Here is a 14693-nt window from a genome sequence, read left to right as displayed (position 1 = left end):
GTGGCGTGACGGGTCGATCACGGAAATGGGGGAACGGCCCCATCTTCGGCGGCGGGTGGCCCCCGGAGTTTGGGGGCCGCTCCCCATGCCGCACGGCCCGCCGGGCTGGCAGGTTCTTCCCCAGGCCCAGGCCGGCCAGCCAACCCCCCCCACGACGCCGTCCGAGGAGGTGAACGTCATGAAGAAGATCACGATCCGCAAGACCGGCTCCATCAAGCTCACCACGTCTGCGCCGCTGTACTGCACGGACTGCTGCTGACCGGTCCGGCCGCCCCGGCGTCTGCGGCGCCGGGGCGGCCGTCACCGGCCCTCACCGTGATGGAGGACCGATGTCAACCACCCGCCTGGAGTTCCACCCGCTCACGTACGTCCAGGAGCGGGACGGTGTCACGGTCGGCCGTGTCGACGCCGCCTCCTTCGCCGTGCTGCCGGAGGACGGCGTCGCGCTGCTGCGCCGCCTCGCCGACGGAATGCCGGTCGCCGTGGCCGAGCAGTGGTACCTGCGCACCTACGGCGAGACCGTCGACATGGCCGACTTCGTGGACGCGATGCGCGAGCTGGGATTCGTCCGGGCCGAGGGGGAGCCCCTGGCCACGCCGCCGAAGGTCCGCTTCCGCCGGCTCGGCAGGGCGGCCTTCTCCCCGCTCGCCTGGGCCGCGTACGCGCTGGTCATCGCCGCCGCCGCGGTCGCCATGGTGAGCCGGCCGGAGCTGCGCCCGCAGGCCAGCAACGTGTTCTTCGTGCCGTCCCTGCTCGCCGTGCAGCTGGGCCTGGCCCTCTGCCAGTCGCCGGCCATCCTGTGGCACGAGTGGTACCACCTGCTCGCGGCCCGCCGGCTCGGCCTGCCCACGCGCATGCGGATCGGCCGCCGGCTCTACTACGCCGTGGTCGAGACCGAACTGGACGCCCTGCTCACCGTGCCGGCGCGGCAGCGCTACCTGCCGATGCTGGCCGGGCTGCTGGCCGACGCGGTGCTCTTCGGCGCGCTCGTGCTCGCCGCCGCGGCCGACCTGTCCGGCGGGTTGTCCTGGGCGGGACGGCTCGCGCTCGCCGTGGCGTACACCGTGCTCCTGCGGATGTCCTGGCAGTTCTACGTCTTCCTGCGCACGGACATGTACTACGTCGCCACCACGGCCCTGGGCTGCACGAACCTGGACGAGGTGAGCCGGGCGTACCTGCGCGACCGGTTCTCCTGGCTGCCCTGGGTGCGCCGGTCCGACTGGGCCAAGGGGAACTGGTCGCCGCGCGACCGGCAGCTCGCGCCCTGGTTCGCGCTGATCACCTGCGCCGGCGTCGGGGTCCTGCTGGTCACCGTCGCGCTGTGGACCGCGCCCCTGATCTGGGAGTTCGGCACCCGGGTCGTCACCGCCCTCGTCGACGGCACCCCCACCGGGCCCGGCTTCTGGGACTCCGTCGCCACCCTCCTGCTGGTCGCGTTCGAGATCGTGCTGCTGCCGCTGCTGGCCGGGCGTACCCGGCGCCGGCGCGCCGCGAGCCCGAGCCCCGCTCCGGCCGGCTGACCGTCCCCACGACCACCCATCACGGCCACCGCGTCGCCAGATCCACCCCCCAACCGAGGAGCAACGGCATGACTGCACACCAATGGCGGGTCGGGCCGTCGCCGGCCGACGGCGAGCGGGCCGATTTCGCGGTCGACTCCCACCGGGGCCTGCGTGGCCCGTACACCGGCCTGGGCAGCCTGCTGCGGCTGATCGTGCCGGAGGCGTACGAGCGCTGGCCCGACCTCGTCCGGGGACACCTGACCGAGATCCTCTCCGCCGCTCCGGAGCTGCGCGGCGCGATCGACGCCGCCCCGGAGACCCTGACGTCGCTCGCCGTGCCCGAGGAGCGGACCCGGATCTACCCGGCCAACCGGACCCGCCGGCTGGCCCACGGGGCGACGGAGTTCATCGCCGGGTACGCCACCCGCGCCGGCCGGCTGCCGCTGCGGGTGGCGTTCGACCGGGTGGACGAGGCGGACCCGACGGACCAGGAGTTCCTCGCCATCTTCCTGCGCCGGGTAGGGCCGGACCGGGTCGCGGTGTGGGTCGGCACCGGCGGCGGGCCACTGGAGCCGGAGCTGACCGCCGCGCTCGACCGGTACGCGACCCGGCTGCCGGACGCGCCCCGGCCCGGCCCCGCCGCCGGCCGTGGCCCGGACGAGCTGCTGCGGGCGTACGTCGACGCGGACGGCACCTCCAGGGACCCGGCGGAGCTGGCCGCGTACGAGCAGGCCGACCCGGATGTGCGGGTGGCGCTGCACGACGCCCGGGCCGCCCTGCTGCGCGAGCGCGGCGAGTGGAGCCTGGAACTGGGCGCGATCCCCTGGCACCTGGAGCGCGGCAGCGATCCGGCCGGGGCGGGCGCGGAGGCGCTGTACGAGGCGGCCCGGCACTGCGGCGCGATGGGCTACTACCACGCGGTGATCGACTACGGGACCCGCGGCCGGGCCATCGTTGACCCGGACACCCAGATGGAACGGTTCTGGCTGCTCAGCACCCGGGCCAGCTCGGCCATGGTGGTGCTCGGGCGCACGGCGGAGGCCGAGCCGACGTACCTGGACCTGCGCAGCCGGTACTGGGACCCGGAGCTGCAGATGTCCACCGGGTACGCGCTGGCGATGCTCTACACCCGCTTCCACCCGGACGAGCTGAAGGACCACCACCTGGCCCGGGGCTACATCAACAACTCCATCGCGATCGCGTCGCTGCTGCCCGACCTGCAGAAGCGGGCGTTCCACTCGGTGTTCCAGAACAACGGGCTGGCGCTGATCGAGATGCGGCTGGGGCGGTTGCCGGCGGCGCTGCGGCTGGTCGACGAGGGGCTGCGGCGGCTCGACCGCGAGCTGCCCGGCGACAAGCACCGGCTGCACCGCTCGGTGCTGGTGCACAACCGGGGCAAGGCGTACCTCGCGCTCGGCCGGCTGGAGGAGGCGCTGGTCGACCTCACGAAGGTGATCGAGCTGGACCCGAACTACGCCGACTACTACTTCGACCGGGCGGACGTGCGGCGGCGGCTGGGCGACCTGGTCGGCGCCATCGCCGACTGCGACACCGCGATCAGCCTGTCACCCCCGTTCTACGAGCTGTACTACAACCGGGCGGACATCAAGGCCGAGCTGGGCGACCTCGCCGGTGCGGTGGCCGACTTCGGCTACGTCGTCGAGCTGGAGCCCGACCAGCTCGACGCCCGGGTGAACCTGGTCAGCCTGCTGCTCGACGAGGGGCTGGTCGACGAGGCCCGGCCGCACCTGGAGGAGGGGCTGCTGCGGCACCCGGACGAGGCCCGCCTGCTGCACCTGCGCGGCGTGCTCGCGCTGGCGGACGACGACGGCGACGAGGCGCGGCGGCACTTCGACGCGGCGCTGCGCGCCGAGCCGGGGCTGGTCGCCGCGCTGGCGAGCCGGGCCACCCTGGCGTTCGACGGTGGGGACCACGCGACGGCGGTCGCGGACCTGACCGCGGCGCTGGGCGCCCAGCCCGAAAACCCGGACCTGCTGTACAACCGGGGCTTCGTCCACGAGGCGGCGGGCCGCTGGGCCGACGCGGTGGCCGACTACAGCCGCGCCCTGGACCTGCCCGGGGCGGACCGGGGGGAGTTGCTGAGCCGGCGGGCCCGCTGCCACGCGGAACTCGGGGACACCGACGCCTGTCGGGCCGACGAGGCGGCCAGCGCGGCCGAGCGGCTGGACCTGGCCGGCGCGCGATGACCACCACCGCCTCGCCCAGGGACTCGACCTCGGTCGGGCGGGCCGGTGCCCAGGCCGGCGCGACCGAGCACCGCGTCGAGGTCGGCGTCGGGCAGGCCGCGGAGGCCCTGCGAGCCACCAAGGCTTCCCGACCCGCCGAGGCTTCCCGACCCGCCGAGGCTTCCCGACCCGCCGAGGCTTCCCGACCCGCCGAACCGATCGCGGCCGGCGGGGTGAGCGGCCCGATGCTGCGGGAGTTCATGCGGAACTGGGCCACGGGCGTGACGGTGGTCACCAGCCACGTCGACGGGCGACCGGTCGGCTGCACGGTGAACGCGTTCACGTCGGTGTCGCTGCGTCCGCCCCTGCTGCTCGTCTCACTGGGCCGGGCGAGCCGTACGCTGGCCGCCGTCACCGCCGAGGGCGCGTTCGCGGTGAACCTGCTGGACCGGCGGCAGTGCCACCTGGCCGACCAGTTCGCCGCCACCGTCCCGGACCGCTTCGCCGGGGTGCTCCACCACAGCCGGGACGGCTTGCCGCTGCTCGACGGGGCGATGGCCGTCGCGGTGTGCACCGTGACCCAGGTGATCGGGGTCGCCGACCATGCGCTGGTGCTGGGCGCGCCGTACTGGTGTGAGGCGCGGGCCGGTGCCGAGCCGGCCGTCTTCTTCGGCGGCGGTTACCGGGCCGTCAGTCCGGACTGACCTGTTTCCGGAACCGGGCGGCGTAGCGACTGAGCGCCGCCCGGTTCGCCTGTTCGGTCTTGGCGATCAGGCTCGCGACGTGCTTCTCCACCGTGCGCGGCGAGATGAACAGCTCGCTGGCGATGCTGCGGTTGTCGGACCAGTCCGCCATGAGTTCCAGGACCTCGTACTCCCGCTCGGTCACCCCCTTCAACCGCAGCGGCGGCGGCACCCGGCTGGCGTCGCGGCGGTGCGGCACCACCACGCCGAAGCGGCGCAGTTCGGCGCGACAGGCGCGGGCGGGGGCCGGGAGCCCGGCCTGGCGGAAGTGCTCCTCGGCCTGGCGCAGCCAGTCGACCGGGTCCCCCCAGCGGTCCGTCCGGGCCGCCCCCGCGACGAGGCGCAGGCCGAGGTGGACCGCCACCGGGTGCGGGTGCGCGGCACGTCGCACCGCCGTCACCGCGGCCGTCGCCTCGTCGCGCCGGCCGCGCCGGCCGAGCAGGACGGCCTCGGCCAGCAGCCCGAACTGCCGGTTCCAGTGCAGCCGGCCCGCGCCGCCGGCGCTCAGCTCGCGGCAGTGGTTCCAGTCCGCCTCGCCGCGCAGCACGTCGAGCAGCAGCCCCAGCCCGTGCCTCCCGGCCAGCGGGTAGGGAGCCGGCTGGTCGGCGTCGCACCGGGCCGCCCGGGCCAGCTCCTCGCGCGCCCGGTCCCGGTCCTCCTCCAGCAGCGCGCAGATTGCGTACGCCATGCCGTGCACGAGCGCCGCGTACGGCGATCCGGCCCCGCCGCCGCGCCTGAGCTCGGTCAGCGCCCCGTCCAGCTCCTGCCGCCGGCCCTGGTGCCCGGCGCAGATCGCGCGCACCAGGGCCGACCGGGCGACCACGTCGTGCAGTCCCAACCGGTGCGCCTCCGCGGCGCTCTCGGCGACGAGCCGCTCGGCCTCGGCGTACCGGCCCCGCAGGGCGTGGTCCCAGGCGAGCAGGGAGCCGACCGTGTGGCGCAGGGTCTGGGCGCCGCTCCGTCGGGTCCGTTCGGCGCTGCGGACCAGGGCGTCGGCGTCCCCGGTGAGCAGCCACCGCTGCTCCGCGAGCAGCACGGTGGCGCGGGCGCGCCACAGCGGCAGATGGTGGCGGTCGGCCAGCTGTCGCATCCGGAAGAAGCACGCCTGCGCCTCGTCCGTCTCCCGTCGTCGGGCCAGCACACCCCGGGTCTGCCAGCCGAGGCAGGCGACCGCGGGCAGCCCGGCGCGCTCGGCCTCGTCCACCGCCCGGTCGGCGAGCCGGGCTGCCTGCTCGGGGGTGTCCACGGCGAGGTGGGCCGCGACGGCGTCGAGGTGCGCCGTCTGCCGCCCGTGGGCGTCCGGGCCGAGCACCGTCCGGGCGGCCTCGAGTTGTACGACCGCGTCGGCCCGCCGGCCCGCGAGGCAGGCGAGCCGGGCGAACTGGACGTGCACCGCGGCCAGCCGCTCGGGTGCGACGGCCGGGTGGCACAGGTCGTCGAGGCTGTCGAGGAGCCGCAGTCCGCGCCCGGCCTCGCCGCTCTCCACGAGCGCGCACAGCAGCTCGTGCAGCACGTCGACGCGGAGCGGGCCGTCGAGGGACGTCTCCGCCAGCTCCCAGGCCCGCTCCAGGGCCTCGGTGGCCGACCACAGCCGTCCCGCGTTGAGCGCCCGGCGGCCGGCGAGGGTGAGCAGGCGGACGGCCTCCGGCACGTCCCCGGCGCGGCCGGCCAGGCGGGCGGCGAACGCGCACCAGTCCCCCGGCAGGTCAGGATGCAGCTCGTGCACCGCCTCGGCCGACCGCTGCGCGAGGGCGGCCTGGTCGGCGGGGGTGAGCAGGTCGAGCAGCGCGACGGCGGTCGTCGGGCTGGGGAAGGCGTACCAGTCGTGGTCGCCGTCGGCGGCGATCAGCCCGGCGGTGACCGCCGCGCGTACGTGCCGCAGCAGGTCGTCCCGGTCCAGCCGCAGGGCCTGGCCGAGCACCGAGATCGGGAACCGCTCGCCGATCACGGCCGCGGCGGTGAGCAGGTGACGCCCGGCGGGCCCGAGCCGTGCCGCCTGGCCGGCGACGGTGTGCCGGACCGTCGACGGCACCTCGGTGCGTACGGTGTCCACCAGCCGGCATCCGGCCCGGTCGACGACCAGGGTGCCGCTGTCCAGCATGGCGCGCAGCAGTTCCGCGGCGAGGAACGGGTTGCCGGCGCTGTCCCGGCAGAGCCGGTCCACGACCGGGTCCGGGACGCGCGCGGGGTCCAGCTCCAGCCGGGAAGCCGCGAGCAGGCGTACGGCCGGCGGGCCGAGCGGGTCCAGCGGCAGGACGGTGCCGCTGCACCGCCGGCTCAGCGCCTGCGCCAGGTCCCACGCCGGCCCGGGGCCCTGCCGGACGGTGGCGAGCAGCAGGGTGCCCTGGCCGGCGATGTTGTCGGCCAGGTACTCCACCACCGCCAGCGTCTCGGGGTCGGTGTCGTGCAGGTCCTCCAGTGCGAGCAGGCAGCCACGGTGGGTGCCGGTGACCGACAGCAGCCGCAGCACCGCCTCGCCGAGGAGCACCGGCGACGCCGGTGTTGGGGCGGCGCCAGGGGAGGAGTACTCGGGGATGAGCCCGCCCAGGGCGGACCGGTAGGGGCGCAGGCTGGGATGTTCCAGGACGGTTTCGGTGCGGAACAGGTGGGCCAGGGCCTCGGTGAGGGGGCGGAGCAGCACGGCGGGACCGGTGCTGCCCGTCCGCCCCGGCAGCACCGACATCCCGCACTGCCGCGCCCGGCGTACGGCCTCCAGCGCCAGGCGGGACTTGCCCGTCCCGTCGCCGCCGACCAGGAAGACGCACCCGCCGTGCCCGTGACGGGCCTGGCCCAGCGCCTTGTGCAGAATGTCCCGTTCCCGGTCGCGGCCGACCAGCACGGGCAGTGGGGAATTGTCTCCTTCGGGCATGCGTACCCTCCTGTCCGTTTCGACAAGAACGGGGTCATCCGGGTGCCGCGAACCGTTGTGGCGCATATCCGACAAGCGCCAGTCGGGAACCGAGGTTGGCCATCCCGGCCGCCGTCACTGTAAAAAGAGTTACGAGAAATTCATAGACTTGAATCCCGTGTGCCGGCCCCGGGGTTGCCGCACAATCCGTGGCGAAGCCGGTGCTCGGGGTGATAGGATCCGCGCTTTTGTGCCGGTTTTGACGGTTTGGGTTCCGAGCCCCGGTGAGGCGTCCCCCGATTTTCGGGTGTGTGTGCGCACGAACAACCTCGTCATTGCCTTTGTCGTGGGCGCTTGCAGCGAAGTGGGGGGTGGTGCCGGGCGGTCTCAAAAGGGATTCGCTGAATTGCGGCGAAAATGGCGATTCGTCGGAGCCGCGAATCGTTTCCTATCGCGCGAAACGCAGCTCCCTGGGAGTCCGCGTGCGCACGGGTCCGGTGACGGCCGACCCGCAGGCGCACGCCGAACGCCGTGCGCGGCGTTCGGCGGTACCGTGGGCGGATGACCGGCTATGCGGCGATCGTGCTGGCGGGCGGGGCGGCCCGCCGGATGGGCGGCGCGGACAAGCCGGACCTCCTCGTTGGTGGCCGCCCGATGCGCGACCGGGTGCTGGACGCCGTGGCCGACGCCGCCGCCCGGGTGCTGGTCGGGCCGCCCCGGCCGGTGCCCGAGGACGTCCGGTCGACCCGGGAAAGCCCGCCCGGCGGTGGCCCGGTCGCGGCCGTCGCCGCCGGCCTGGCCCTGCTCCCTCCGGGTACGACGGTCGTCGCCGTGCTGGCCGGCGACCTGCCCCTGCTGACCCGGCCCGCGATCGGGGCGCTGCGGGAGCGGCTCGCCGAACCGGGCGTGGACGGCGCCTGCTACGTCGACGACGAGGGGCGGCGGCAGACCCTGTGCGGCGTCTGGCGGGTACCCGTGCTGCGGGCCGCCGTGGACCGGCTCGCGGCCGCCCGGGGCGGCTCGGTGGACGGCGCGTCCCTGCGCGCGCTGCTCGACGGCCTCGCCGTCCACGAGGTGCACTGGTCCGGCGACGGCCCGCCGCCCTGGTTCGACTGCGACACTGACGAGGACGTACGCCGGGCGGAGGAGTGGACGCGATGACGGTGATGGACGAGTGGGTCACGGCGGCCTGCGCCGAGCTGGGCCTCGACCCGGTCGAGGTGCCGGTGCCGGTCGTGCTCGACCTGGCCAGGGACGTCGCCCACCAGGTACTACGGCCCGGCGCCCCGGTCACCGCGTACCTGCTCGGCCTGGCCGTCGGGCGGGGGGCCGAGCCGGCGGCGGCGGCTGCCCGCCTCGGCGAGCTGGCCGCCACCTGGCCGGTCGAACTGGGCGGGCCGCCCTCCGCCTGACCCCCTCCAGGCCGCGCCGTGCGCGACCGACACCCGCGCCGTGCGCGACCGACACCCGCGCCGTGCGCGACCGACACCCGGGTGCCGTGCGCGACCGATACCCCCGCCCCATGCCTTGCAGGGGGGCCCGGTTTCGGGCCCGTTGTCCGATCCTCGTCCGGCTGATTGGGCCCCCCGGCGCGCTGGGTAGGGTGATCGGGACGGACGGAGGCGATCATGTCGGTAGGCCACCCCTCGACGCCGGCCGGAAACCCGCCCGGCGGCGCGCCTGAGCAGGTCGAGTCGATCCTGCTCGACGAGCCGACCACGGCTGACCTGCGGGCCAAGGTGACCGAGGCCTGGCGGGAGTTCGCCCGCGCCCTCGCCGACCGGCTGCGCGAGCTGCCCACCGGGTCGCACGTCGAGCTGACCCTCGACCCGACCGCCTCCGGCACCGGCGACGCCGTCTACTCGATCAGTGTGGACATCGCGGACTCCGGCCGGCTCTCCGCACAGGCGGTCGGCAACGCCACCCTTCCCCAGGGCTACCGGCTGGACCGCGCCGCCGTGGCCGACATGGTCGCGCTGGGCTGGTCCCCGCCCGGGGTGGTCGCCGGCTCCGGCGAGCACTTCGGCCTGGCGGGCGACACCGCCGAGGCGACCCGGATCGCCGCCCTGCTCTCGCGTACCCTGCGCGACGTCTATGGCGCCCCGCACCCCGCGTTCCTGGTCTATGTGGTGCAGGGCGCCGACGGCGAGCCCGTGACCGTGGAGCCGCTGGGCACCGCGCGCGGCGAGTTCGGCCCGGACCGCGCGGCCGAGACCGACCTCGACGAGGCCCTGGCCGCCGCCGCGCAGGCGGCGGAGGAGGACGTGCTGGGCCTGGCGGAGCGGGTCCGGACGGTCGTCTCCACGATGCTCAAGTCCAACGCCGACCAGGTGCAGGTCGACTCGGACGGGGACATCAGCATCCGGGCCGGGTCGGCCATGGTGTTCGTCCGGGTACGCGACAACCCGCCTCTGGTCGACGTCTTCTCGCCCGTGCTCACCGAGGTGGAGCCGACCGAGCGGCTCTACGTGAAGCTCTCCGAGCTGACCAACCGGATGCCGATCGGCAGGCTCTACTGCGCCGACGACACGGTCTGGGCGTCCATCCCGGTGTTCGGCCGCAACTTCCAGGCGACGCACCTGATGCTGGCGGTGCAGGTGATGACCGGCCTCGCCGACGAGCTGGACGACCGGCTGCACGGCGAGTTCGGCGGCAAGCGCTTCTTCGGCGAGGGCGACAAGCCCGGCCGGCGGGACCAGGGCGAGCACCGCACCGGCATGTACCTGTGAGTCAGCTCGCCGGCAGCCAGGCCAGTTGTTCGGCGCCGGCCGGGTCGCTTGCCCGCAGGCCGGTGTCGGAGACGGTCCACAGGACGCCGCCGACCAGCAGCGACCGGGTGACCGGGGCGCCACCCTGGTGCGCGACCCGGCCGACCTCCCCGACGGACGAGCCGGTGACCCGCAGCAGGCGCAGCGCGTTGTCGACCGGGAGCGCCACCAGGCCGGTCCGGGCGTCGTACAGGAACGCGTGCGGGTCGAACTCGACCGTGGAGGCGGCTTTCGGCACGTGGTACCTGGCCAGCCGGGCGGGCTGGGCCGGGTCCGCCACGTCGAACAGGGAGACCTGGAGGCCCTGCGTCCGCCCCCGCTCGTCCGCCTCCTGACCCACCCCGAGCAGCCGGCCCTCGCCCACCGGGTGCAGGTACGCCGAGTACCCGGTGATCTTCAGCTCCCCGGTGACCCGGGGCGCGGCCGGATCCGTCAGGTCGAGCGAGTAGAGCGGGTCGGTCTGCCGGAACGTCACCACGTACCCGGTGGGGCCGAGGAAGCGCACCGAGTGGATCCGCTCGCCCCGACCGAGCCCGGTGACCGAGCCGGTGCGGGCCAGGGTGCCGTCGCGCCGGGTCAGCACGTACACGGCGGACTCGCTCGCCGGCGGCGGACCGAAGGCATCGCCGCTGGTGGTGGCCACCCGGAGCCGACCCTGCCACTCCGACAGCGCGTACTGGTTGACGAGCGTGCCCGGCACGGCGCCGGCGGCCAGGTAGCGGGGGCGGCCCGGGGCGGCGGTGTCGAACTGGTAGATCGCGGTGGCCGCCGGCCCGGCCGTGGGAACCCACCCGGTCCGCCAGGGCCGGCCGGCCGGGTGGCGCGAGCCGGCCAGGTAGAGGCTGCGGGCCGTCCCGTAGACGGTGTCCGCGTCGGCGGCGACGCTGACCGGGTCGCCATCGCCGAGCCGGCCGGTCGTCAGGTCGAAGCTGAGCACGGTGAGCACGGCGCTGCCGGTGCTGTCGGCCGTCGCGCTCAGCCGGTCGCAGCCGACCCTGCCGGCTTCGCGCCGGTCACCCTCGGTCCACTCGTACGCCGGCAGCCAGGCGTCTAGGTCGGCTGCGGCGATCACCGCCCGGTTCGCCGCCAGCCGCTCCTCGTCGGTGGCGTCCTGCCGGTACGGAAAGGTCAGCCGGGGATGCGAGCGGACCACCACCCGGGCCGTCGCCCCGGTCAGCCGCGCGTCGAGCAGGCTCCCGTCGATCCGGTACGTCCCGACGAGCGTCGGCGGCCCGGCCAGGTCCACCAGCAGCAGCCGCGGGCCCGGCTCCCCGTTGTCGGCCGGCCGCTTCCCGCCCACGACCGGGATCCGCGGCGCCGACCGGACCAGCACCAGCGCCCGGTCGCCGTGCAGCAGCAGGCTCGCGGCGGGCCAGTCGGTGGGCAGGGTGGGGTCGTCACCCGCCGCCAGGTCCAGCCGGCCCGTGATCCGCCGCGTCGCCGGGGCCGCCACCCGCAGCACGCCGCCGGTGACCGTGACGATCCGCCGTCCGTCGGTCTTCACCAGGTCCGGCTCGTCGGCGTCCGGTTCGTGGTTGTTGGTGGTCGAGTGATCCGCCTGCGCGGCCTCCCCGCCCGGCGCGCCGGCCCGCGACTTCCGCACGTCGCCCATCGCGGGGACGGGCCCGCCCAGCAGGTCGATCGCCTCAGGCGCGAGGCCCCACGGGCTGACCGACTCGGTCGCCGCCGCGCGTAGCCGGGCCAGCGCGTCGGCGCACGAGTCGAAGGACACCAGCCGGACGGCCCCCGCCGGGGGTGTCCAGGGCTCCGTCGTGCCGCGCGGCAGCCCGGTCGCGCTACCCGCCAGCAGGGTCAACGCGGCCAGCGTGCCGGCCGCGGCGGTTACCGTTCCCCGTGCCATGCCCGGTTCGACGCCGGCCGTCCGGTTGCGGTTCCGGTGGGCGCCGACGGAGCCTCAGGGCGACGTCCCGCCGCCCGGGCGACGTGGGGCCGCGTCAGGGGGTGGACGGGCCGACGCCGGGGGACTCGACGAGCCGGGAGAGCACGATCGTGCTCCGGGTCGAGGTGACGAACGACTCGGCCCGGAGCCGCTCCAGCGCCTCCTCCAGGTGGGCGATGTCCGCCGCGCGCAGGTGCACCAGCGCGTCCGCCTCCCCCGAGACGGTGTACGCCCCGACCACCTCGGGATGCCGGCGGGCGGCCACGCCGATCTGGGCCGGAGTGGTCCGTCCGGCGCAGAACAGCTCCACGAACGCCTCGGTCGTCCAGCCGACCGCCGCCGGGTCGACGACCGCCGTGAAGCCCCGGATCACGCCCGTGGCGCGCAGCCGGTCGACCCGGCGTTTGACCGCGGGAGCGGACAGCGACACGCGGCTGCCGATGTCGGCGTACGACGCGCGGGCGTCGGCCACGAGCAACGCAATGATTCGCTGATCTACGGCGTCTATCTGCAACGTTCCGCCTTCGGGAAGCAATGGTTGTGGCTGTTACCAAAGGTGTAGCCTACCTACCCTTGGTCATCGTGGACCAGCAGCGAGTCGCGCGAAAGCGGACATATCTCATGTGCTCGCCCGAGCACTTCGCCGTCGAGTACGCGATCAATCCGTGGATGGACGTCACCACCCCCGTGGACGCGGGCCTGGCGGTCAAGCAGTGGGACCGGCTGCGGGAGGCGCTGATCGATCTCGGTCACGACGTGCACCTGCTGACGCCCCAGGCCGGGCTGCCCGACATGGTGTACGCGGCCAACGGCGCGTTCGTGGTGGACGGGACGGTCTACGGCGCCCAGTTCAAGCACGAGCAGCGGGCCGCCGAGGCCGCCGCGCACCGGGCCTTCTACGAGGGGCACGGCTGGCGGTTCGTCGCCCCGAACGAGACCAACGAGGGCGAGGGTGACTTCGCGTACCTGCCGGACGCGCACGGCGGGCTGATCCTGGCCGGCCACGGCTTCCGTACCGAGCTCCCGGCGCACGCGGAGGCGCAGGAGGCGCTGAGCCGCCCGGTGGTGTCGCTGCGCCTGGTCGACCCGCGCTTCTACCACCTGGACGTGGCGCTGGCCTCGATCGACGACGCGAACATCGTCTACTACCCCGGCGCGTTCTCGGCGGCCAGCCAGAAGGTCCTCGCCCAACTCTTCCCGGACGCGGTGATCGCCGACGACTCCGACGCCCTGGCCTTCGGCCTGAATTTGGTCAGCGACGGGCTCAACGTCGTCCTCAACAGCGAGGCGACCCGGCTCGCCGGCAAGTTCAAGGCCGCCGGGTACAACCCGGTGCCGGTCGACCTGGCCGAGCTGAAGAAGGGCGGCGGCAGCGTGAAGTGCTGCATCGCCGAGCTGCGCCACTGACCCCGCGGGTCACCTGACGGCGCGGGCGGGCGGGCCCCCCGGAGGGAGGGACCCGCCCGACCGGGGATCAGCCCAGCGTGGCCAGCTCGTTGATCAGCACGTTGGAGACGAGGCGGCCGTCCCGCTGCACCCTGCGCAGGTACCACTTCTGCTGCGGGGTGCGCGGCTGGTTGAACTGCCACGCCCCGCGCGGGCTGTCGACCTGGCCGATCTTGCCCAGCGCCAGGTTCACCTGCTGTGAGCTCGGGTTCGACCCAGCCAGCCGGATCGCCTTGTCCAGCACCTGCGCGGCGTCGTACGAGGCCATCGCGTACGTGGTGGGGGACACGTTGTGGTGCTTCCGGTACGCCGAGGCGAAGATCCGGTTGGCGGTGTTGTTCAGGTCGGCGGAGTAGTTCAGGGCCGTGACGATGTTGCGGGACTCCGCCTCCTGCACGTCGCTGAGCACGGTGCCCTCGGTGAGGAACCCGGGGGCGTAGATCGGGCCCCGGTACCCCTCCCGGTACAGCTGCCTGACGAACTGCGCAGCCGCCGAGCCGGCGAAGTCACAGAAGATCGCGTCCGGGTTGCGGTTCAGCGCCTTGCGGATGTCGGCGGCGTAGGTGGTGCCCCCCGGAGAGTCGGTGGGGTTGGTCCAGATCACCGCGTCCGAGATGCGGGGGTCGGACGAGCCCGCCGTGCCGAACCACCCCTTGAAGCCGTCGATCACGTCCCGGCTCGCGGCGTTGTCCGGCGCGATGATGGCGACCTTGCTGCCCGTGGGCAGCTTCCGCGCCAGGTACGGGCCGAGCGCCCGCCCCGGCTCGTTCAGCACGTACGAGGCGCGCCAGATGTAGACGACGCTCTGGAGGCTCTGGGGCGAGGCGTTGGAGCCGATGAGCGGGACCCGGGCCTTCTCCACGGTGTCCCGGATGCCCGCCATCACGATCGAGTTGACCACCCCGGTGAGGGCCAGGGCACCCTGCCTCAGCAGGCTCTCCACGGCCGCCGTGCCGGTCTCCGCGCTGTCGCCCTCGTCGGCGGTCAGCAGGGTCACCGGATGCCCGCCCAGGCGCTGGTCGTGGAGGTCCAGGTAGAGCTGGAAACCGTCGGTGATCTCCTCGCCGATGGCTTTGTAGCCGCCCGACTGCGGTGCGATCAGACCGATCTTGATAGGTTCGCCTGCCGGGGCCGACGCGGCGTCGCCGTCGCCGTCGGTGCCGCAGGCGGCGGTCAGGCCGGTGGTACCGAGAGCGGCCAACAGTTGGAGTGCCCGCCTACGGTTCATCTGGGACACCGCGTTCCTTCCGGGGATCTGAGCAGGGCAGATAGGCCCCTCGGCGTTCCTACCCGGTCGGGC

Annotated in this window: 11 protein-coding genes; 7 read left to right on the top strand and 4 right to left on the bottom strand. The window is 74.4% G+C overall.

All coding sequences use genetic code 11. From position 1 onward, the window contains the following. Nucleotides 1-329: 329 nt before the first annotated feature. The 3 genes from ACGFIZ_RS00530 (at nt 330) to ACGFIZ_RS00520 (ending at nt 4392) form a co-directional block, all read left to right on the top strand. Nucleotides 330-1520 carry a hypothetical protein gene (locus tag ACGFIZ_RS00530; RefSeq protein ID WP_393413971.1) on the top strand — a complete coding sequence of 397 codons (1191 nt, stop codon included), beginning with the start codon at nt 330-332 and terminating at the stop codon, nt 1518-1520. Between the two features lie 68 nt (nt 1521-1588). Further along, entirely contained in the window at nt 1589-3709 is a 2121-nt protein-coding gene (locus tag ACGFIZ_RS00525; RefSeq protein ID WP_393413968.1) for a tetratricopeptide repeat protein, read from the top strand. Beyond that, on the top strand, nt 3706-4392 hold the full coding sequence (locus ACGFIZ_RS00520; RefSeq protein WP_393413965.1) for a flavin reductase family protein: 687 nt from the start codon (nt 3706-3708) through the stop codon (nt 4390-4392). Before ACGFIZ_RS00525 ends, ACGFIZ_RS00520 begins: the two co-directional genes overlap by 4 nt. Here ACGFIZ_RS00520 and ACGFIZ_RS00515 read toward each other — a convergent pair. Further along, complete coding sequence (locus tag ACGFIZ_RS00515; protein ID WP_393413962.1) at nt 4379-7300, bottom strand: ATP-binding protein; 2922 nt, start codon at nt 7298-7300, stop codon at nt 4379-4381. The two genes, ACGFIZ_RS00520 and ACGFIZ_RS00515, sit on opposite strands and share 14 nt — an antisense overlap. A gap of 540 nt (nt 7301-7840) precedes the next feature. Between ACGFIZ_RS00515 and ACGFIZ_RS00510 the strand changes: the two genes are divergently transcribed. The 3 genes from ACGFIZ_RS00510 to ACGFIZ_RS00500 all read left to right on the top strand — a co-directional run bounded on the left by ACGFIZ_RS00510 (nt 7841) and on the right by ACGFIZ_RS00500 (nt 10008). After that, nucleotides 7841-8440, top strand: coding sequence for a molybdenum cofactor guanylyltransferase (locus ACGFIZ_RS00510; protein ID WP_393413959.1), 600 nt, complete (start codon nt 7841-7843; stop codon nt 8438-8440). Next, nucleotides 8437-8691, top strand: a complete 255-nt coding sequence (locus ACGFIZ_RS00505) for a DUF6457 domain-containing protein (protein ID WP_393413956.1) — start codon at nt 8437-8439, stop codon at nt 8689-8691. The genes ACGFIZ_RS00510 and ACGFIZ_RS00505 overlap by 4 nt, the downstream gene beginning before the upstream one ends. A gap of 216 nt (nt 8692-8907) precedes the next feature. Then, the gene (locus tag ACGFIZ_RS00500; protein WP_393413953.1) at nt 8908-10008 is read left to right on the top strand and encodes a hypothetical protein; all 1101 of its coding nucleotides are present in this window, start codon (nt 8908-8910) and stop codon (nt 10006-10008) included. 1 nt (nt 10009) lies between these two features. Here the strand turns inward: ACGFIZ_RS00500 and ACGFIZ_RS00495 are convergent, their stop codons facing one another. Together ACGFIZ_RS00495 and ACGFIZ_RS00490 are read right to left on the bottom strand one after the other, a co-directional pair. Further along, a complete protein-coding gene (locus ACGFIZ_RS00495) occupies nt 10010-11908 on the bottom strand; it encodes a beta-propeller domain-containing protein (protein ID WP_393413950.1) in 1899 nt (632 codons plus the stop codon). Between the two features lie 94 nt (nt 11909-12002). Further along, entirely contained in the window at nt 12003-12461 is a 459-nt protein-coding gene (locus ACGFIZ_RS00490) for an Lrp/AsnC family transcriptional regulator (protein ID WP_393413947.1), read from the bottom strand. Between the two features lie 59 nt (nt 12462-12520). Here ACGFIZ_RS00490 and ddaH point away from each other — a divergent pair, with 59 nt between their 5' ends. Beyond that, nucleotides 12521-13354: a dimethylargininase gene (ddaH, locus tag ACGFIZ_RS00485; RefSeq protein WP_393413945.1), complete on the top strand. Its 834-nt coding sequence runs from the start codon at nt 12521-12523 to the stop codon at nt 13352-13354. Between the two features lie 67 nt (nt 13355-13421). Here ddaH and ACGFIZ_RS00480 read toward each other — a convergent pair whose 3' ends face one another. Next, nucleotides 13422-14630 (bottom strand): ABC transporter substrate-binding protein, encoded by a 1209-nt coding sequence (locus ACGFIZ_RS00480; RefSeq protein ID WP_393413942.1) that lies wholly within the window; start codon nt 14628-14630, stop codon nt 13422-13424. Between the last annotated feature and the right edge of the window lie 63 nt (nt 14631-14693).

The sequence above is a fragment of the Micromonospora sp. NPDC048830 genome, assembly GCF_043198215.1.
Lineage (GTDB): Bacteria > Actinomycetota > Actinomycetes > Mycobacteriales > Micromonosporaceae > Micromonospora.
The sequence above is the reverse complement of the archived record's forward strand: the minus strand, read 5'-3'. Positions and strand labels throughout refer to the sequence as shown.

Excerpts from the sequence above, each read along its gene's own strand:
- ACGFIZ_RS00530 (WP_393413971.1), top strand. The coding sequence starts at position 330 with ATGTCAACCACCCGCCTGGAGTTCCACCCGCTCACGTACGTCCAGGAG.
- ACGFIZ_RS00525 (WP_393413968.1), top strand. The coding sequence starts at position 1,589 with ATGACTGCACACCAATGGCGGGTCGGGCCGTCGCCGGCCGACGGCGAG.
- ACGFIZ_RS00520 (WP_393413965.1), top strand. The coding sequence starts at position 3,706 with ATGACCACCACCGCCTCGCCCAGGGACTCGACCTCGGTCGGGCGGGCC.
- ACGFIZ_RS00515 (WP_393413962.1), bottom strand. The coding sequence starts at position 7,300 with ATGCCCGAAGGAGACAATTCCCCACTGCCCGTGCTGGTCGGCCGCGAC.
- ACGFIZ_RS00510 (WP_393413959.1), top strand. The coding sequence starts at position 7,841 with ATGACCGGCTATGCGGCGATCGTGCTGGCGGGCGGGGCGGCCCGCCGG.
- ACGFIZ_RS00505 (WP_393413956.1), top strand. The coding sequence starts at position 8,437 with ATGACGGTGATGGACGAGTGGGTCACGGCGGCCTGCGCCGAGCTGGGC.
- ACGFIZ_RS00500 (WP_393413953.1), top strand. The coding sequence starts at position 8,908 with ATGTCGGTAGGCCACCCCTCGACGCCGGCCGGAAACCCGCCCGGCGGC.
- ACGFIZ_RS00495 (WP_393413950.1), bottom strand. The coding sequence starts at position 11,908 with ATGGCACGGGGAACGGTAACCGCCGCGGCCGGCACGCTGGCCGCGTTG.